Origin of the sequence: Ahrensia sp. 13_GOM-1096m (assembly GCF_000620605.1) — a bacterium.
Taxonomy (GTDB): Bacteria; Pseudomonadota; Alphaproteobacteria; order Rhizobiales; family Rhizobiaceae; genus Ahrensia; species Ahrensia kielensis.
This window is the reverse complement of the sequence record NZ_KK211156.1, coordinates 187,468-206,100: the sequence shown is the minus strand read 5'-3', so window position 1 is coordinate 206,100 and position 18,633 is coordinate 187,468. Positions and strand designations below refer to the sequence as shown.

Sequence of the window (18,633 nt, the reverse complement as noted above, 5' to 3'; positions counted from 1 at the left end):
TCCTGCTTAGACTTTGAAAATATTAACGGGGGAATTTCAATGACTTTACGTCCAATTTTACTCGGTGGATTAGCTGCCATCCTGTTCTCATCATCTGCACTTGCAGCCCGCATGGATTTGACCATCGGCATGGTGCTGGAGCCGCCAGGTCTTGACCCGACAGCAGAAGCTGCTGCAGCCATTGACGAAGTTGTTTATGCCAATATTTTTGAAGGCCTAACCCGTATTGGCCCTGATGGTGCAATAATGCCAGGGCTCGCTAAAAAGTGGACAATTTCTGAAGATGGCTTGTCCTATGCATTTGAATTGCGTGAAGGTGCAACGTTCCACGACGGCACGACACTTGATGCCTCTGATGTGGTGTTCTCGCTTGATCGTGCACGCGCTGAAGATTCAACAAACGCTCAAAAGGCACTTTTTTCAGCAATCGAAAAAGTTGAAGCAACGGGCGAGACAACAGTTGTCGTAACATTGTCAGAACCTTCTGGCGCATTTCTTTACAACATGGGCTGGGGCGACGCTGTAATCGTTGCGCCTGAAAGCGCAGATACCAATAAAGAAAACCCTGTAGGCACCGGCCCGTTCAAGCTGGATAACTGGCAGCGCGGCTCAGCAATTACTCTTTCGCGTAACGAAAACTATTGGGGCGAGCAGGCAAAACTCGACAAAGTAACTTTCCGTTTTATTCCTGATCCTGCTGCGGCTACTGCAGCGCTTTTAGCCGGCGATGTTCAAGCATTTCCAAACTTGCCTGCGCCAGAAGCTATCGCGCAGTTTGAGGCAGATCCGCGCTTTACCGTTGCTATCGGCTCGACCGAAGGTGAAACGATCCTCTCGACCAACAATATGAAACCACCATTTGATAATATAATGGTGCGCCGCGCGATGGCACATGCAATCGACCGCCAAGCGATTATTGATGGTGCAATGTTTGGTCTGGGCACGCCGATTGGCACGCATTTTGCGCCGCACAACCCTGCTTATGTAGAATTGTCAGAGACCTATGAATATAATCCAGAAAAAGCAAAAGCGATGCTTGCCGACGCTGGATTTGCAGACGGCATAAAAGCAACGCTAAAATTGCCACCACCATCTTATGCACGTCGCGGCGGCGAAATCATTGCCTCGCAATTACGTGAAGTTGGCATTGATTTGGAAATCATTCCGCTGGAATGGGGTCAGTGGCTAGAGCAAGTTTTCAGAGGCAAGGATTACGATCTGACTATCGTGTCACATACCGCACCCAATGACATCGATATCTATGCCCGCGATGACTATTATTTCCAATATGAAAACCCTGATTTCAAAGCACTCATTGCTAAGCTGAACGTCACAGCTGACGAAGAAGCCCGTTTTGATTTATACCGTCAGGCACAGCAGATTATCACCGATGATGCTGTAAATGTTTATCTTTTCCAATTGGCTAAGAATGGCGTTTGGGACGCTAAATTGAACGGTCTATGGGAAAATTCACCCGTTCAAGCAAATGACGTGACAGGCGTTAGCTGGTCCGAATGATGTTCACTCACTGGGAGGGTGCAGCAATGTATCCTCCCAATCATCGTGTGTTCCTTTCTGCATTGGATTGACCATGGCCTATTACATCGTGCGACGATTGCTAATCGTCTTGCTCACACTTTGGGTGGCGAGTATAATCATCTTTGCAATGCTGCAAGTTATTCCCGGTGATCCGGCACAATTAATGCTCGGCATTAATGCAACAGACGATTCAATAGCAGCCCTTCGCAGTCAGCTTGGTCTCGATGTTCCGCTTCTTCAGCGGTACTTAAATTGGATGAGCGGTATGATGGTCGGCGATTTCGGCTACTCATATACTTATGGCGCTGCTGTCGGCAGCCTCATCGCTGAGCGCGTTGTTGTATCCCTTCCATTGGCTCTCATAGCGTTGACACTTTCGACTGTGATCGCAATTCCGGTTGGCATTTTCACTGCGTCACGGCGCGGCACCGCGACAGATACAACCGCGATGGCAATCACCCAAGTGGGCATTGCTATTCCCAATTTTTGGTTCGCGATTTTGCTGGTTTATATTTTTGCTATTTCATTCCGGCTTGTGCCCGCAGGTGGATTTCCAGGCTGGGACGCAGGACTTTGGCCAGCACTAAAATCATTGCTACTGCCCGCAATAGCCCTCGCCTTGCCGCAGGCGGCTATTCTATCAAGGGTGACGCGCTCTGCACTGCTCGACACAATGGCCGAGGATTACATTAGGACTGCGCGTGCAAAAGGGCTGACAGCACAACACGTGCTATGGCATCATGCACTGCGCAATGCACTTATTCCTGTTTTGACCATTTTGGGGTTACAATTTGCGTTCCTCCTCGCCGGAACAATCATTATTGAAAATGTATTCTATCTACCAGGGTTGGGACGTCTTGTGTTTCAATCAATCCAGCGCCTTGATTTGATGGTGGTGCAGTCCGTTGTTGTTCTGCTTGTAGCCTCCGTCATTCTCATCAATTTTCTTGTCGATCTTGCCTATGCTTGGGCAGATCCGCGCCTAAGACGGGAGGGATGATCGATGAATGATCAAGTACACAACGCTGAAGCTGAAGGCTGGCGCACATTTTTAAAAAACGCTCTACGCAATAAAAACTTTTTGGTCGGCATTTTCTTGACCGGATTTGTTCTCGCAATTGCGCTAATATCCTTTGTCTGGACGCCGTTTGACACAACTAAGCTAATCATAGCTGACCGCCTTAAAGCGCCGAACCTCACTTATTTTCTCGGCACAGATCATTTTGGCCGCGATATATTTTCTATGGTTATGGTCGGCGCACGTAACTCCATTGCTGTTGCCCTTTTTGCTGTCGGCATCGGCATATTAATCGGTGTTCCGCTGGGGTGCTGGGCAGCTGCCAAGCGCGGTATTGTTGATGAATTACTGATGCGCTCATCAGATATTATCTTTGCTTTTCCAGCGCTGTTGTCAGCCGTTATGATTACTGCGATTTTTGGCCCCAGTGCCACCAATGCCATCATCGCAATCGGTATATTTAATATTCCCGTCTTTGCCCGCGTAGCACGCGGTGCAGCGCTCTCCATCTGGTCACGCGAATATATTTTAGCAGCACGCGCTTCTGGCAAAGGCGCTGTACGCATTACCCGCGAACATATCCTGCCAAACATTACAAATATCTTGGTTGTTCAGGGCACAATCCAATTCTCGCTTGGCATCTTGGCAGAAGCTGGCCTGTCTTATGTCGGATTGGGCACACAGCCACCGGATGTGTCTTGGGGCCGTATGCTCAATGAAGCGCAAACGATGATGTCAATTGCCCCTCATATGGCGATTATTCCCGGCGTGGCTATCATTGTGACAGTCCTTGGATTGAACCTGCTTGGGGATGGTCTTCGCGACCTACTTGATCCAAGATTACAGCGGGAGCGCTAACATGGCTTCACCTCTTTTAAAAATCAAAGATTTAAGCCTTAAAGTCGCTGAAACTAAGATTCTGCACGACATTGATTTGCAAGTAGAACGCAAACAAATTGTTGGCATTGTTGGTGAAAGTGGCTCTGGAAAATCACTCACCGCACTGTCTGTGATGCAGCTTTTACCAAAAGTCTGCAAACTCGGCGGGCTGATAGAGTTCGATGGCAAAGATCTCTTAAATATGAGCGAAAAGTCCATGTGCTCCTTGCGTGGCAACGAAATTGGCATGGTGTTTCAAGAACCCATGACAGCGCTCAATCCGGTTAAAACGATCGGCGAACAAATCAGCGAAGGTATCCGCTGGCACACAAATGTATCGCGTGCCGAGGCCGAAGAACGCGCGCGCCATATGCTCGACCGCGTAGGATTGCCCTCATCAAAGTATCCGCTTGATCGATATCCGCACGAACTATCTGGCGGACAGCGCCAGCGCGTTGTGATCGCCATCGCTACGGCTTTGAACCCTAAGCTACTGATTGCGGATGAACCAACCACAGCCCTTGATGTTGTGCTGCAAGCACAGATATTGGACCTGCTTAAAGAGCTGGTTGCTGATAATGATATGGCGCTCATTTTGATCAGTCATGATCTGGGTGTCGTTGCCGATGTTGCTGACGACATTACTGTTATGCGTAAAGGCGTGGTGGAAGAAACTGGGCCAACCGTTCAAGTTCTCAAAGAGCAAAAACATCCCTACACTGCGCAGCTTGCAAAAGCCTCTGTCCATATTCCAGCTTGGCAAAACCGCGCACAAAAACCGGCCGCAGAGCCCCTGCTCCAAATTAATGAGCTCAACAAAACCTATAATGGACGCAGAACAGGCTTCGTTTCACGCGCACCAGATTTCACCGCCGTCAACAATGTCTCATTCTCCATTGCCCATGGACGTTCAGTTGGACTGGTCGGTCGTTCTGGTTGCGGCAAGTCTACGCTCGCGCGCATGATATTGGGCCTCAGCAAGCCAACGAGCGGAGCGATACAATTTGATGGCAAGGTAACCACCGACCTTGATGATAACACGATGCGCGCCAGCCGGCGTCATATGCAAGTTGTTTTCCAAGACCCTTACGGCTCGTTTAATCCCAGAAAAACCGTGGAATGGCTGGTTGCAGAACCATTATTTCTCGAAGATGAGGATCTCACAAGAAATCAAAAACGTGAACGCATTGCAGGCGCGCTCACCGAAGTTGGCCTGCAGGCTGATGCGATGAAGAAATATCCGCATGAATTTTCCGGCGGCCAGCGCCAGCGCATCGCTATTGCCCGTGCGCTCATCACACGTCCAAAACTCATAGTCGCAGATGAACCCGTATCGGCTCTTGATGTTTCAATACGTGCGCAAGTGTTGGATTTGCTAGCAAAGCTCAATGATGATCTTGGCATCGCGTTTTTGTTCATCACCCATGACTTGAGTGTTGCCCGCGCCATTACCCATGAAGTTATGGTGATGAACGAAGGAAAAATTGTTGAACAAGGCCGCACAGCCGATATTCTCGACAATCCACAAACGCAGGCAGCGCAGATGCTTGTTGATGCAACGCCCGATTTACAGCAGGCAATAGAACGGCGCTCAGCCAACAATTAAGTTTTGAATGAGCACGAGACCCGCCAATAAAATTGTCCCGATAAGCATCGCGCGCCAATAGATACCAATGGCGCGTTCAATGTCGCCTGCTGAAGCGCTCTTGTTGCCGCTATCATTCATAAAAGGTTCGTCAGCAATGTCGCCTGCGTAAATACGTGGGCCACCGAGCGCTAAATCAGTCGCTGCTGCCATCGCACTTTCTGGCCAACCTGCATTCGGTGAACGGTGCAGCGATGCATCCCGAAGCATCGTTTTGAGATTAAAAATCCAGCGCGGCGGTGTTGAGGCAAGGACGATCAACCCACCGGTCAACCGCGCAGGCACATAATTCGCCAAATCATCGAGTTTTGCCGATGCGCGGCCAAAATCGCGATATTGATCATTCAAATGACCAATCATGGAATCTGCAGTGTTCAACATTTTGTAAGCAAACAATCCCGGCAGGCCAAATATCGCGTACCAAAATGCAGGAGCAACAACACCATCCGATGCATTTTCTGCCAAGCTCTCGATTGCAGCACGGCAAACAGCAGGCTCATCTAAGGTCTGAGGATCGCGCCCAACAATCATAGAAACGGCCAAGCGCCCACCCGCTAATCCGTTTTTTCGAAGCCCCTTGGCAACCAAACCCACATGGTCTGACAGGCTCTTTTGCGCTAGAAAAATCGCCACGGTAATCGCTTCAAGAACCAGCCCCAGAGCACCCAAGCGAAGCAATAATTCAGACATGATCCACCCGCCTATGACAGATGCAATCATCAAAAAACCGATAACAACAAAGCCACGCTTTTCTTTGTCTAAGGCAGAAAGAGTGGACCGATTATAGCGTTTATTCGCCCATGAAATGGCTGCACCAAAAGCAACAACAGGATGGGTAAAACGCTGCCACAGCCAGTCAGGATCGCCGACAAAACGATCAATGATCAACGCGATGAGCAAGATCAAAAATGTTGAGGTTCCCAATATCATTTCACGCTTCTGCTCTCTTAATCTGCTTGCGCAAGCGCTGCTTCCAAACGAGCAAAGTCATTATCATGACGTGGAAATCCAAACCGTATCCATTCCGGCGCATAGTCAAACTCGCGCACCAGAATATGATTCTGCGCCAACACCTTAGCAACATCATTTGAATCAGAACGTGAGGCCGTAACAAACAAATCTGTAGAGCCTTCGATTGCAAAACCATAGGCGCTTAGCATCGCCTCAAGCCGTATGCGATTTGCACTTAAGGTCGAACGCGCCTCATTAATCCACACATTATCGCGCATGGCCTTTTCACCTATAAAAAGCGCTGGGCCGGACACCGCCCACGGACCTAGCGACATACGCAAAGCATCGATTTTAGCTGGCTCACCAATCGCAAATCCAAGGCGCAAACCAGCAAGCCCGAAAAACTTGCCGAATGATTTTAGCACGAGCAAACCGGAGCCGCCTGCCTCACCCACAAGGGAACAATCTGGAGCGACATCAGCAAAAGCCTCATCGACGATAATTTGCGCGCCCGATAGAGCACCTTGCTTTACTTTATATGCACCAACACTACGCCCATCTGGATTATTAAGATTGCCGACCACAACCACATTTGACGCCTTCAACGCCGCATCAAAATCAGCTGCCTTGTGCACTTGCGTCCCCGCATTAGTATAGCAGCGCTCATATTCGTTATAGGTTGGCGAGACGATGGCAATATCTGGCGTAGGCAGCAATTCAGGCAGCCGTTGAATAATCGCTTGCGTACCGGGCGCCGCAACGATAGCTGCGCCTTCAGGCACATTATAATAGCTGCATGCAGCCATCAAACATGCCTCTAAAAGGCTCTCATCTGGCAAGCGGTGCCAAACATCATCAGGCATATCAGGAATGGGATAAGGCGTAGGATTTATCCCCGTAGACAGATCAAGCCATTCAGATTTATGCCCGCCATAAAGCGCTATTGCACGATCAATGCCGCCGCCATGCTGAACTTTAGTCATCAAGCAGCCCGATCAATCACGTGGCAGTAGGAGCCCGCAACAGAGCCGACGCGCAAACCCGCCTCGCCCAGATCATTGCCCAGCGCATCACGCATCGCAAAAAGCGGCTCACCAACACCACGCTTAATTTCAGTAGAATAATGAAACTCATGACCTTTAAGATCAAACTGCCAAGGTGATCCATCAAGCGGCTTGAGTTTGCGATATCCAAGGTGGCGCTTGCGTGTTTCAAAACTTGTTTTCAACGGCAACAACCCAAGCATATCGTGGCTTTTGCCATCCGCATCTATAATCGCTTCTCCAAGCACCATATAGCCACCACATTCGCCATAGATCGGAATTTTACGGTCGGCAGCATTACGCAATGCCCGTTTAAAATGCTTCGTTGCGGCAAGCTGCGCTGCGTATAATTCAGGATATCCACCGGGCAGAAAAATAGCATCGGCCTCACGTTCCGGCCCTTCATCGGCAAGTGGTGAAAAATAAGAAATCTCTGCACCAGCCGAACGCCACCCCTGCACCATATGCGGATAGCAAAAGGCAAAAGCATCATCGACAGCAATCGCAATATGTTGCCCAAGCGGCGGCAATAATTGCGGCCGCGCAATGGAGATGAGTTGCGCATCGAGCTTCGTCAAAGCATCAAGATCAAGGCTTTGGCCCATAATCTCACCGGCTTTATTCAAAAAACCTTCCAAGCTTTCATGCTCGCGCGCCTGCACCAACCCCAAATGACGACTTGGCAACGCCAAATCTGCATCCTGCATCACAACGCCGAGGATAGGAACATCAAGCGGCTTAAGTGCAGCGCGCAGCATCTGTTCGTGGCGCGCACTGCCAACGCGGTTTAAAACAATTCCGGCAAATCGAAGTGAGGGCCGATAGTTCATATAACCCGATACAAGAGCAGAAATCGATTGCGCCATACGCGCACAATCTACCACAAACACAATCGGCAGTCCAAGCTGTTCAGCAAGGTCCGCAGCGCTTCCTGTTCCATCAGCCGCACCGTCAAAAAGCCCCATCATCGCCTCAACGATGAGCAGACGATTTTCGCCATGCTTATGTGCAAGATCATCAATCAAATCATCGCGCATCGCCCAAGGGTCAAGGTTAAAACAAAGCTCGCCGCTGGCAAAAGCGTGAAATGCCGGATCAATATAGTCAGGGCCAGCCTTGGCAGGTGCCACAGCAACACCTGCAGTGCGCAGCGCACGCAAAAGTCCAAGCGTCACCGTCGTTTTTCCAGAACCGGAATGCGGCGCAGCGATCATAAAACCGTTCATGCAGATTGACCTTGAGCGCGAGTGCCAAGCGGATCAGGCACAAGTGTGCGCCCCTCTTCCAGTGCCCCTTTCCAATCAAGCCCTTTACGAAGGCGAACAACCTCGCCAACAACAACGATTGCTGGCGGCTTGAGACCAGATGCTTCTACATCTTTAGCAGCATTACCCAGCGTTGATTCTAAAACACTTTGCTTGTCGGTTGAAGCATCGCAAACAAAGGCAATCGGCTCGTCCGCTGACCGCCCTTCAGCAATTAAACGCTTTGCAATGACATCAATATGTTTCATCGCCATATACATCACGATGACCTTTGAGCCACGCGCAACGCCAGCCCAATCAATTGCATCTGGCATAATGCCTGTAGCATCGTGCCCCGTCAAAAATGTCACATTATGGTTGGTTTCACGGTGCGTGACCGGAATGCCTGCGTAAGCAAGCCCGCCAATGCCCGCCGTAATGCCCGGCACGATTCGAAACGGAATACCATGTTCAACAAGCGTCAACGCTTCTTCGCCGCCTCGCCCAAACACAAACGGATCACCGCCTTTTAAACGCAGAACGCGTTTACCCGCTTGAGCATATTCAACAAGCTTGAGTGAAATATCGCGCTGTTTTGGCGAAGGTTTGCCGCCGCGTTTACCCGCATATTCCAATTGCGCATCGCTTGAGGCTAATTTTAAACATTCTTCATTTACCAAGGCATCATAGATCACGACATCAGCTTGGCTAAGAGCATTTGCAGCATGAAGCGTCAGCAACCCTGGATCGCCTGGCCCTGCGCCCACAAGCCAAACATGTCCCGCCTCAAAATTAGGCAGACGATCACGCAACGCATCGCTTATATTGGCTTGTAACGACATTGTCTAAAACACCTTTCGGTAAGTCTCTCATCAGAGTATAAAACGCTTATGAACAATATGCCACAAGCAGATGAACCGGATGCCGGTTTGCGAAAACCCGATGGTCCATTGCGACGCGGCTGGACAACAGGCGCGTGCGCAACGGCTGCAACAAAAGCTGCGTTAACCGCTTTGCTCACAGGCAAGTTTCCTGATCCAGTTTCAATCACATTGCCCAAGGGTGAACAACCTGCTTTTGCTCTCGCCACAGAGAAACTTGAGCGTAACTTTGCACAAGCCGCAATCATTAAAGACGCTGGCGATGATCCAGACATTACCCATGGCGCGATGATATGCGTTACAGTCGAACCATCAGAGATAGGCATCGTGTTTGCAGCAGGCGAAGGTGTGGGCACAATTACGCTTGAAGGCCTGCCTTTGCCTGTCGGGCAAGCAGCGATTAATCCCGTACCACGTCAACTCATGACCAATATTGTGCACGAAATTTGCGCCCAGCAAAGCGTTGCGCCGAACTTCAAAATTACCGTTTCTATTCCGGGCGGCGAAGCACTTGCGCAAAAAACGTGGAACCCGCGCCTTGGCATAAAGGGCGGTCTCTCCATTTTGGGAACTACGGGCATTGTGCATCCTTTTTCATGCTCTTCGTGGATACACTCCATCCACCGCGGTATCGACGTTGCACGGGCGGCAGGCATCAACCATGTACTCGGCTCAACCGGCTCAACATCAGAAGATGCTGCCATCAAGGTCTATGGATTTGAGGCAATTGCACAACTCGATATGGGAGATTTCGCAGGCGGTCTTTTAAAATATTTGCGTGAGCATCCAATCGATAAAATCACCATTGCAGGCGGCTTTGCTAAGATCGTCAAGCTCGCCCAAGGCGCTGTTGATCTCCACTCTGGCCGCAGCCAAGTCGACATGAATTTTCTAGCCGCACTCACTGAAAAAACTGACGTTAAGTCACCTTTGAATCAAAATCTTAAGGACCAGATTCTAAATGCAAACACAGCGGCACAAGTGCTTGATTTGACTCGCACAAACAATATCGACTTAACCGCCCCAATTGCTGATCTCGCGCGACAAACAGCACTGAACGTGCTGCGTGACGCTCCCGTTGATGTGGAAATTATGATTGTGGACCGCAAAGGAAGTGTGCTTCATCAAACCGGATTTAACGGTTCATGAGCCAAACCATTTTGATTTTAGGCGGCACAAAAGAAGCCGCTGAATTGGCAGAAAAACTTGTCTTGGAATTGCCGCAAGCACGCATCATTTCTTCGCTCGCTGGACGCACAAAAGAACCATCGCCTGTTGCAGGCGAAGTGCGCATTGGCGGATTTGGCGGTGCAGAAGGTTTGGCTAGGTTCTTAACTCAAAACAATATCACGCGCCTCATCGACGTCACGCATCCATTTGCAAAAAACATATCTAAAAATGCGAAAATCGCGGCGGTTAATACTGGCATTAAATTAGAAATCAGAACGCGCCAACCTTGGCAAAAATCACAAGACGATCTTTGGATTGAAGTCACAACATTGGAAGATGCGCGCAAAGCAATTCCAATTGGTGCCCGCGTTCTTTTAGCGCTTGGCAGTCAATATATTGATATTTTCAAAACGCGGAGCGACGTGCACTTCATAGTGCGCATGGTCGATGAACCATCCACACAATTGTCGTTGCCGAACCATCAAATTATCATTGGAAAGCCCGGCGACATAGAAGATGAAACTGCGCTTTTAAAGCAGTTCTCCATCACACATATCGTTTGCCGCAATTCAGGTGGCCAAGGCGCATATGCCAAAATTGAAGCAGCACGCGCCTTGAAAATCCCCGTTATTATTATTGGGCAAAATACTTAGTTTAACGGGGAAACATCCATCGCCTTTGGCCATGTGACCCGATAACCGAAATCAACTTTTGTCGCCGTGCCGGCTTCCATATTCAAATCCCAATGCAAAATGCCGCGCTTACCATCAACATCTTCTTGCGTCGGCTTCGTTGTTCCGGCCAACATGGCAACTTTAATGTCCTCATGGTTGGCAACCGGCAATCGGTCCACAATCGTAACATCCATCGGAAATCCATGGAGGTTTTTGATCGTGGTCACGGCTCTACGCTCATTGGTCAATGACGCGGAAATGAGGCCAGTTTCACCTTCTTTTTTATCTGTCTCAACAAATTCAACAGTAACAAAATCGTCCTGACCAAAGCTCAAATCATGCGTATCATTAGGAGCAAGCATTGGCATTTGCCCGCGCCCAATATAAGCGCCATCGCGTGACAGCAGCACTGGACCCGGCAAGTAAGTCGCATCGCCCTTGAGCGTAAAACCAGCGATTAAATAGGCCGCTGCATCCAAACGCGGAACCGCATAGGCGCTCACATCAACATCAAAATTATCTTCGCCCATAACCACGGATTTGGTTTCACCCGTATTGGTAATCGTCACTTTTCCCGCGATTGCATAGGTTGCTTGATAGCCGCCCGTTTCCATAATCGCTGTTTGCTGAGCCATATTTCCCATTGGTGCGGCTACAGCCAATACCTCTGGCTCTGCGACATCAGCATAGCTTAAACGAACACTATCTTCCAACGCTTGAACCTTCGATGCTGAACGCGCCATGGGCTTTATCTGGTTTATTTCAAACGAAGATAAATCAGGTGCAGCAGTGCGCGTGGACGGGCGTGCCGTTGAAAGTGTGAGTGCAACATTGTCCCAGCTTTCAGCCGTCGATTGACGCACATTGGCACGGCGTACAATTTCCATTGTTGGATCTGTACCATCACCCAACGATAATTCAGCATCATAGACGGCCTGCCACCCCGCATCGCGGATGGCATATTTTATCTTAAATGAAGCCTGTCCTGCATCTTTTGCATCAAGATTAATTGCCACGACAGAGCGCAATTCTTCATTTGGCGCAAGCTGCGCGATCTGACCTTGTAAATCCTGAATTTGGCGCTGAATATCGCGTTGGCTCGCGCGCGCATCAATCGTCCGCTTGGCATAAGCATCAAGGCGCTGCGCCGCTCCATCAAGCAGATCGGCGACCTCAAATGCGGAAAGAACATTGCTTGCATCACCCTGATTAGGCTTGCCCGCATTTGAAATCAGATTTTGCAACATTGAGCGCTGCAAATCCGTATCCGAGATAGCTTGATCAAGCCTCATATGCTCATCATTGTGCGCTTCAATCTGTAATTCTATCTTAAGTCGATCTTCGGGGTTTTCATTGCGTGAAAGATAGACCTGCCGCACATCGACAGAACCGATCGAAATATCGCCATCGCTTACACCTTCCACCCGCACGCTATCGGCTGAAATATCCGCAGGTAGATTTTCAATCAGCACAACATGCGTGCCCTGCTTCATCTCGCCTGTCGCGACACGCTCAACTTCTGCGCCCCGCGGAAAAACGGTTACAGCATCAACCGCAGATGAAAATTTAAACTCATCGGCAAAAGCCGAACCAAGCATCGTTGTCGAAAGCAAAATTGCCAATGATATTGTTTTCATGAAAACCCCTCCAGTTTTATAACTGTACGTTTCATTCCGTGAAAACTTGGTCTGAATTAGACCGGTTTGTGACCATTACAGGGCCAACAAACAGTTTCAAGAAAAGTGATAGCGGTTTCCAGACTGGGAAAGCGAAATTTTGCGAGACGCATACCCGCCAGGTTATTTCGCTTTCTTTTTCCCTTTATTGCGAAGCACATGGGCGTAATCAGCATTATAAAGATCACTATCGCGGAACTCGACATCGCCAAAAACTTTACCAACCATAATCAGCGCTGTACGCGTAATTTTATGCTTGCGCACTTCTTCTTTCATCCCCGCCAGCGTTGTCTTGATATAAAGCTCATCGGGCCATGTCGCGCGATAAGCAATCACCACCGGACAATCATCACCATAATAAGGCTCTAGCGAACGGCGAATATAATCCAGATTTCTGATCGACAAATGGATCGCAAGCGTTGCTTTGGATTGCCCAAGAATTTCGAGTTGCTCACCGTCTGGCATCGCAGAAGCTTTCATGCCTGTGCGAGTCACGATGATCGTTTGTGCAATTTCCGGCAATGTAAGCTCGGTCTTAAGCTTTGCAGCAACACCAGCAAAAGCTGGCACGCCCGGCACAACATCATAATCAATACCAAGCGCATCAAGGCGGCGCATCTGTTCAGCTACAGCGCCATAAATCGCCGGATCACCGGAATGAACACGGGCAACATCTTGGCCAAGTTCATGCGCCTTTTTGATCTCTTCAATGATTTGATCAAGATGCATTGGCGCAGTATCCATAACCAACGCATCATCTGGCGCAGCTTCGACAATTTCTGTTGGCACCAATGATCCTGCATAAAGGCAAACAGGGCAATTTTCGATCAACCGCAATCCGCGAACAGTGATGAGGTCAGGCGCGCCCGGTCCTGCGCCAATAAAATAGACGGTCATCGTGTGCTCTCCATTTGTGTTGTGTCTTTGCCGCTATAACCGCGCGGTGTGTAAACCCATGATTTGCCATCGCCAGTCGTAACAACACGGCTATCCGATGAGCCAACGATAACGACCGTCAGCATGTCGACATCATCAACATTCAATTCGCCGAGCGGCACAATGCGCACCTTTTCACCGTCACGGCCAAGATTTGTTGCTAGAATAACAGGCGAAGTGGCAGGTCGATGATTGAGTAATTCATCGCGCGCCCAAGCAAGCTGCGTCCGGCGCTTTTTTGAGACTGGATTGTAAAAGGCAATCACAAAATCACCTTCACCAGCAGCGCGAACACGTCTTTGAATATCGGCCCAAGGCGTCAAGAGATCAGACAATGAAATCGTGCAAAAATCATGGCCAAGCGGTGCACCAGAACGTGCAGCTGCCCCCTGCAATGCAGAAATACCCGGCGAGCAGATAACTTCAATGCGCTGCGCAGCATCCGTAATACCGCCTTTGTCGAAAAGCTCATAGATCAATGTCGCCATCGCATAGATGCCCGCATCGCCTGAACATACGAGCGCAACATCTTTGCCTTCGCCTGCAAGCTCCATCGCATGGCGCACGCGATCTTCTTCCTTGCCAAGATCAAAATCATGCCTCTGCTTGCCATTGGCCAAAGGTCCAAGCAGATCAAGATAAAGCGAATAGCCCACAAGGTCTGTGGATTTCAAAACCATGCGGCTGACTTCTGGCGAACGCCATGCTTCTGATCCGGGCCCAATGCCGACAACATACACAGTGCCCCGCGCCCTGCCTGCAAGCGCCGTCATTGGTTTTGCGGCACGCGCTATCGCACATGTCGATTTTTTAGTTTTAGCTTTCGGGGCGATCAAATCACCATCGCCGCCAACAGATGCCAATGCTGCGCCTTCCGATACACCGTGGCAGCCAACTTCGGCAAAAACCACATCGGATGGGTTTTGCAATCGCGCTGTCTCCGCTTCCAAAGAAGCTGCATCGAAGAACCGTGCAGGAACATTAAAATGGTTTGCCAAGGCATGAACAGCTGCCTCATCTGACTTCACATCAATCGAAGCGATGCACGCAATGGAATGCTGCGAAAGATTAGCCTTGCTCAACTGCTCTAAAACTAACTCTTGCAAGTCTTCGGCAGGGCAACCACGTTCACAGCCAACACCAATAACGATGTTTTTAGGGTGATAAACCAATTGGTTTGCGCTTGGCGCATAGGTTTGATCCGTGACCACAATTGATACAGCGCCATCATCAGCAAATGACAATGCACTTGCCGTCAGCCATTCAGCTTGGCCTTCAAGCTTGACCGTTGCGCCTGCGACAAGGGAAGCCATAACTTCTTTTGCAGCTTCAGGATTGGCCAGAACAAAACCATCGGGCGGATTATCAAGCGCAACACCAAACTTCACATCGCCCGCCGTGGTCACAGCTGCAAAACCATTCAAAGCGTCTGCGATTTCACGCGCTAAATCATTGGCACCATGATGCCCACCCAAAAGCGGCACAATGCTTGCCCCATTTTCAGAAACGGCAAGCACAGCTGGCTCGTTCATTTTGTCACTGAGCACTGGAGCGAGCAACCGTATCAATGCACCCGAAGCCATCACGGCAACAATGGGCGTGCCATCTAAAAACAGCGCTTGAACATGTGCACGCAGATCGTCGATTGGCGTCAATTCAGCGCCAGATACACGTTTTTTCTGCGCGTGAATAACGCCGTTTGTTGCTTCTGCGATTTTCCGCGCAACCGGAAGCGCAGATTCGCTCAGCACAATAATGGCAGTTTGCTTAGTCATATTTTGTCACATTCATATTAGCGGTGTCGATCCAAGGCTCTGCGCCTTTGTAAATCGTGATCATAGAAAAATAGGGAGCGGTTTCGTCCGTCATATCAGCAAGGCGCATGGTGCGTTGTTCGGCAAGGCTCACGCGCTCAAGGTAAACTGCCTTATCAAGCAGGTTCATTTCGCCCATCAATGTGCGAATACGCGCAAGATGGCGGCCAACTTTCATAATGACGAGTGCATCAGCCGCATTAATGCGTGCACGCAATTCATCATCTGGCAAAGGCCCCGGCAAAATTGTCAGAACATCATTGCGCGCAGCAAGCGGAATGCCGCTCATCGCAGCACCCGTCATAATAGATGAAACACCCGGCACGACTTCGCAATCATAGCGCTCAGCCAAGCGCTCATAAACATACATGAAGGATCCATAAAAGAACGGATCACCTTCACAAAGAACCACCACATCACGGCCAGCATCAAGATGCGCCGCAATATTTTCAGATGCTTCATCATATACTTGAGCGGCTGGAAACCGCTCAACACGCATCGGCACAATGATGGGAAGCTCAATTTGTTCAGCACTCAGATATTCGGCAACAATAGACCGAGCAAAGCTTTGCCCGCTATCAGGTGCCGGATAGGCAACAACCGGACAGGATTGCAAAATGCGGTGCGCTTTGATCGTAATAAGTTCCGGATCGCCCGGCCCAACGCCCACGCCATAAAGTTTACCGCTCATAGGTCTTTACTCCATGACCACTGCGTCACAGGCATAGAAGGTTTCCAGCCGTGAAAAGAACCAACATCAATGACACTTTCCACGGAAATGCGTTGCAGCTCGCCGCCATGTTTTGCAAAAACTTCCAGCAGCACAGCTTCGCTTTCAAGCGTTACAGCATGGGCAACAAGACGGCCATGAGGTTTCAAAGCATCAATTGAAGCCGCGACAGTCTCCATTGATAAGCCGCCGCCGATAAACACAGCATCTGGCGCAGGCAACCCACCCAAAGAGTGAGGCACTTGCCCGTCCACTAATTTAAGCTTGGGCGTGCCGAGCTGCGCAGCATTTTGCTGCGCCATAGCACGGCGATCTTCGCGCGGCTCCAAACCAATGGCTTGCGCTTCTGGTGCACCGCGCATCCATTCGATTGCAATAGAGCCGCACCCACAGCCAATATCCCAGAGCAATGCGCCGCGTGTTGGGGCGAGCTTAGACAGTGCTAACGCCCGAACAGCACGCTTGGTCATTTTGCCATCATGAACAAAGGCATCATCGGGCAAACCAGTGCGCGGCAATATCTGCGCCCCTGCCCCAGCAACACATTCAACGGCTAGAGTGTGGAAATCTGGAACATCATGTTTCCAGCTTTCTGCAACACCTTCAAACCGCGCCTCGTTTGGGCCCCCAAGTGCGGCAAGTACCGTCATTTTAGATGCGCCATAGCCGCGATCAACAAGCAGTTCTGCGACCGTTTCAGGCGATGTTTTGTCTTTTGTCAAAATGAGCAAACGCACATCCGGCGCAAAATATGGAACGATCTGTTCGGCCGCACGGCCATGCACGGTCAGCGTTTCAACATCTGCCAAGGACCAGCCAAGCCGAGCCGCCGCCCATTGGAAGGCAGACAATTGTGGATGATAAGCAATTTCAGCTGCAGGAATAGCGCGGCCAATACGTGCGCCAACCGAATACCAAAGTGGATCACCCGTCACCAAAACAACGACAGATTTTCCCTTATAGCTTTTAATCGTATCAATCATCGCATCAAAAGGTGACGGCCATTTAATGCGCGTCGCATTGGGCGCATCGGCCAATTTATGATGGCGACCCCCGCCAATGATGATTTCCGCAGCGCTAATCAGCGCCCGTGCCTCTTGCGATAGACCGTCAATACCATCTTCACCGATACCGATAATATTAAGCCAAGCTGTGCTCATCAAAGACCACCTTTCAAGCCGCCAGCCAGCGCATTGAGCGTTGCCGATGCCATAGCGCTGCCACCGCGGCGACCACGCACAGCGATGTAAGGCACTCCGCGATTATCTGCGATCAACGCTTCCTTGCTTTCAAGCGCACCAACAAATCCAACAGGCATACCGATGATAAGCGCTGGCTTCTCCGCGCCATCATCAATCAATTCAAGCAAGCGGAAAAGCGCAGTCGGCGCATTGCCGATCACCACCACTGCACCGCCCAAATGATCTTTCAAAATATCCATCGCCGCTGCGCTGCGTGTATTTTGCATATCACCAGCGAGGGTGCGGGTTGCCTCATCGGCAATCGCACAAAGCAACTCATTGTCATGCATTAAATGACGTTTGATGATGCCGTGACGCACCATTTCAACATCACAAATAATCGGCGCACCATTTTTAAGCGCAGCCGTTCCAGCCTTCACCGCACCAGTCGAAAAAGCGATATCATCAACGATATCAATCATCCCGCAAGAATGAATCAATCTGACAGCAACTTCGCGCATACCACTGGGAAGACTCGATAAATTCGCCTCGCGCATCACAGTTGCAAAGGACTGCTTATAAATTTCTGCAGGATCACGAATGTAATCCAATCCGGCGGGCTGAACCTTTGGCGCACGCACAATCCAGCCTTCTTCGCGCTCGACAATCCCGCGATCAGTACCATTCAAATCTTCAGGACATGACAGACAATAGGCAAAGCCATCCTGCGCATCGGCTTGTGAAAACACCTGTGCCACCGTGCGCACTTGCGCCGCATCTTTGACCTCGTCGTCGCCCTGTTCAATCGGAAAAATTGACGGATAAATTTCTGCGATCACAACCGATTTTGAAAGGTCATCATTAAACTTTGTTTCAAAAGGCCAAACAGCAATATGATCTTTCAGCGCCATATCTTCGCGCAAGGATTGCAGATGTTTTATACCTGTCATCGACTGCGCAGCGACGACGCCTGCACCTGCCATTTGCCATAGAGATTTTGCGCTTTTATAAACCCGCTCCACGCGCCTAAACTCGCGGATCATGCCAAAAGCATGGCTTGGCTTTGTTGGCGCAAGACCGAGATAACGCTCCCCATGCTGGTGTGGATGTCCCCAAAAAGGACCATCAACCACGCCGTCAAAAGCCGTTTGGTTGAGAGTTCCAGCTGTTTCATATGTGTTTGAATGATTGTCGGCATTGTCTGAAACAAGTGCCGAAAACCGTTCCCAAACACTTTGCCAATCTGCAGAAC

16 protein-coding genes are annotated in these 18,633 nt (G+C 49.9%); 6 read left to right on the top strand and 10 right to left on the bottom strand.

Annotation, left to right across the window (positions count from 1 at the left end; genetic code table 11):
• Positions 1-39: 39 nt before the first annotated feature.
• From N530_RS0114750 to N530_RS0114735, 4 genes are all read left to right on the top strand, one after another.
• A complete protein-coding gene (locus N530_RS0114750) occupies positions 40-1,518 on the top strand; it encodes an ABC transporter substrate-binding protein (protein ID WP_026481320.1) in 1,479 nt (492 codons plus the stop codon).
• Positions 1,519-1,591: 73 nt separating this feature from the next.
• A complete protein-coding gene (locus N530_RS0114745; protein WP_026481319.1) occupies positions 1,592-2,539 on the top strand; it encodes an ABC transporter permease in 948 nt (315 codons plus the stop codon).
• A gap of 3 nt (positions 2,540-2,542) precedes the next feature.
• Positions 2,543-3,415 (top strand): ABC transporter permease, encoded by an 873-nt coding sequence (locus N530_RS0114740; protein WP_026481318.1) that lies wholly within the window; start codon positions 2,543-2,545, stop codon positions 3,413-3,415.
• A gap of 1 nt (position 3,416) precedes the next feature.
• On the top strand, positions 3,417-5,042 hold the full coding sequence (locus tag N530_RS0114735) for an ABC transporter ATP-binding protein (protein ID WP_026481317.1): 1,626 nt from the start codon (positions 3,417-3,419) through the stop codon (positions 5,040-5,042).
• Here the strand turns inward: N530_RS0114735 and cbiB are convergent.
• Genes cbiB through cobA form a run of 4 tightly spaced genes read right to left on the bottom strand, consistent with a single transcriptional unit; the run spans position 5,028 to position 9,161 of the window.
• A complete protein-coding gene (cbiB, locus tag N530_RS0114730) occupies positions 5,028-6,005 on the bottom strand; it encodes an adenosylcobinamide-phosphate synthase CbiB (protein WP_371179715.1) in 978 nt (325 codons plus the stop codon). The genes N530_RS0114735 and cbiB overlap by 15 nt on opposite strands.
• Positions 6,006-6,028: 23 nt before the next feature.
• Positions 6,029-7,015 (bottom strand): threonine-phosphate decarboxylase CobD, encoded by a 987-nt coding sequence (cobD, locus tag N530_RS0114725; RefSeq protein WP_026481315.1) that lies wholly within the window; start codon positions 7,013-7,015, stop codon positions 6,029-6,031.
• Positions 7,015-8,301 (bottom strand): cobyrinate a,c-diamide synthase, encoded by a 1,287-nt coding sequence (locus tag N530_RS0114720; protein ID WP_026481314.1) that lies wholly within the window; start codon positions 8,299-8,301, stop codon positions 7,015-7,017. The genes cobD and N530_RS0114720 overlap by 1 nt, the downstream gene beginning before the upstream one ends.
• Positions 8,298-9,161: a uroporphyrinogen-III C-methyltransferase gene (cobA, locus tag N530_RS0114715; RefSeq protein ID WP_018688312.1), complete on the bottom strand. Its 864-nt coding sequence runs from the start codon at positions 9,159-9,161 to the stop codon at positions 8,298-8,300. The genes N530_RS0114720 and cobA overlap by 4 nt, the downstream gene beginning before the upstream one ends.
• A 57-nt stretch (positions 9,162-9,218) precedes the next feature.
• On the opposite strand from cobA, the gene N530_RS0114710 reads away from it, so the two are divergent.
• Together N530_RS0114710 and N530_RS0114705 are read left to right on the top strand one after the other, a co-directional pair.
• Positions 9,219-10,349, top strand: coding sequence for a cobalt-precorrin-5B (C(1))-methyltransferase (locus N530_RS0114710; RefSeq protein WP_035267268.1), 1,131 nt, complete (start codon positions 9,219-9,221; stop codon positions 10,347-10,349).
• Positions 10,346-11,023, top strand: a complete 678-nt coding sequence (locus tag N530_RS0114705) for a cobalt-precorrin-6A reductase (RefSeq protein WP_026481312.1) — start codon at positions 10,346-10,348, stop codon at positions 11,021-11,023. Before N530_RS0114710 ends, N530_RS0114705 begins: the two co-directional genes overlap by 4 nt.
• Here the strand turns inward: N530_RS0114705 and N530_RS0114700 are convergent.
• The 6 genes from N530_RS0114700 to N530_RS19385 form a co-directional block, all read right to left on the bottom strand.
• Positions 11,020-12,681 (bottom strand): mucoidy inhibitor MuiA family protein, encoded by a 1,662-nt coding sequence (locus N530_RS0114700; protein ID WP_026481311.1) that lies wholly within the window; start codon positions 12,679-12,681, stop codon positions 11,020-11,022. The two genes, N530_RS0114705 and N530_RS0114700, sit on opposite strands and share 4 nt — an antisense overlap.
• A 162-nt stretch (positions 12,682-12,843) precedes the next feature.
• Positions 12,844-13,617: a precorrin-4 C(11)-methyltransferase gene (gene cobM / locus N530_RS0114695; protein WP_026481310.1), complete on the bottom strand. Its 774-nt coding sequence runs from the start codon at positions 13,615-13,617 to the stop codon at positions 12,844-12,846.
• Positions 13,614-15,431 carry a precorrin-3B C(17)-methyltransferase gene (cobJ, locus tag N530_RS0114690; RefSeq protein WP_026481309.1) on the bottom strand — a complete coding sequence of 606 codons (1,818 nt, stop codon included), beginning with the start codon at positions 15,429-15,431 and terminating at the stop codon, positions 13,614-13,616. Before cobJ ends, cobM begins: the two co-directional genes overlap by 4 nt.
• A complete protein-coding gene (locus N530_RS0114685; RefSeq protein ID WP_026481308.1) occupies positions 15,424-16,161 on the bottom strand; it encodes a precorrin-2 C(20)-methyltransferase in 738 nt (245 codons plus the stop codon). Before N530_RS0114685 ends, cobJ begins: the two co-directional genes overlap by 8 nt.
• Entirely contained in the window at positions 16,158-17,360 is a 1,203-nt protein-coding gene (locus N530_RS0114680; protein WP_026481307.1) for a bifunctional cobalt-precorrin-7 (C(5))-methyltransferase/cobalt-precorrin-6B (C(15))-methyltransferase, read from the bottom strand. Before N530_RS0114680 ends, N530_RS0114685 begins: the two co-directional genes overlap by 4 nt.
• Positions 17,360-17,992 carry a precorrin-8X methylmutase gene (locus N530_RS19385; RefSeq protein WP_026481306.1) on the bottom strand — a complete coding sequence of 211 codons (633 nt, stop codon included), beginning with the start codon at positions 17,990-17,992 and terminating at the stop codon, positions 17,360-17,362. Before N530_RS19385 ends, N530_RS0114680 begins: the two co-directional genes overlap by 1 nt.
• Positions 17,993-18,633 lie beyond the last annotated feature (641 nt).

Bases quoted from the DNA above. Each gene is read 5' to 3' on its own strand.
- N530_RS0114750 (WP_026481320.1), top strand. From the start codon at position 40: ATGACTTTACGTCCAATTTTACTCGGTGGATTAGCTGCCATCCTGTTC.
- N530_RS0114745 (WP_026481319.1), top strand. From the start codon at position 1,592: ATGGCCTATTACATCGTGCGACGATTGCTAATCGTCTTGCTCACACTT.
- N530_RS0114740 (WP_026481318.1), top strand. From the start codon at position 2,543: ATGAATGATCAAGTACACAACGCTGAAGCTGAAGGCTGGCGCACATTT.
- N530_RS0114735 (WP_026481317.1), top strand. From the start codon at position 3,417: ATGGCTTCACCTCTTTTAAAAATCAAAGATTTAAGCCTTAAAGTCGCT.
- cobD (WP_026481315.1), bottom strand. From the start codon at position 7,015: ATGACTAAAGTTCAGCATGGCGGCGGCATTGATCGTGCAATAGCGCTT.
- N530_RS0114720 (WP_026481314.1), bottom strand. From the start codon at position 8,301: ATGAACGGTTTTATGATCGCTGCGCCGCATTCCGGTTCTGGAAAAACG.
- cobA (WP_018688312.1), bottom strand. From the start codon at position 9,161: ATGTCGTTACAAGCCAATATAAGCGATGCGTTGCGTGATCGTCTGCCT.
- N530_RS0114710 (WP_035267268.1), top strand. From the start codon at position 9,219: ATGCCACAAGCAGATGAACCGGATGCCGGTTTGCGAAAACCCGATGGT.
- N530_RS0114705 (WP_026481312.1), top strand. From the start codon at position 10,346: ATGAGCCAAACCATTTTGATTTTAGGCGGCACAAAAGAAGCCGCTGAA.
- N530_RS0114700 (WP_026481311.1), bottom strand. From the start codon at position 12,681: ATGAAAACAATATCATTGGCAATTTTGCTTTCGACAACGATGCTTGGT.
- cobM (WP_026481310.1), bottom strand. From the start codon at position 13,617: ATGACCGTCTATTTTATTGGCGCAGGACCGGGCGCGCCTGACCTCATC.
- cobJ (WP_026481309.1), bottom strand. From the start codon at position 15,431: ATGACTAAGCAAACTGCCATTATTGTGCTGAGCGAATCTGCGCTTCCG.
- N530_RS0114685 (WP_026481308.1), bottom strand. From the start codon at position 16,161: ATGAGCGGTAAACTTTATGGCGTGGGCGTTGGGCCGGGCGATCCGGAA.
- N530_RS0114680 (WP_026481307.1), bottom strand. From the start codon at position 17,360: ATGAGCACAGCTTGGCTTAATATTATCGGTATCGGTGAAGATGGTATT.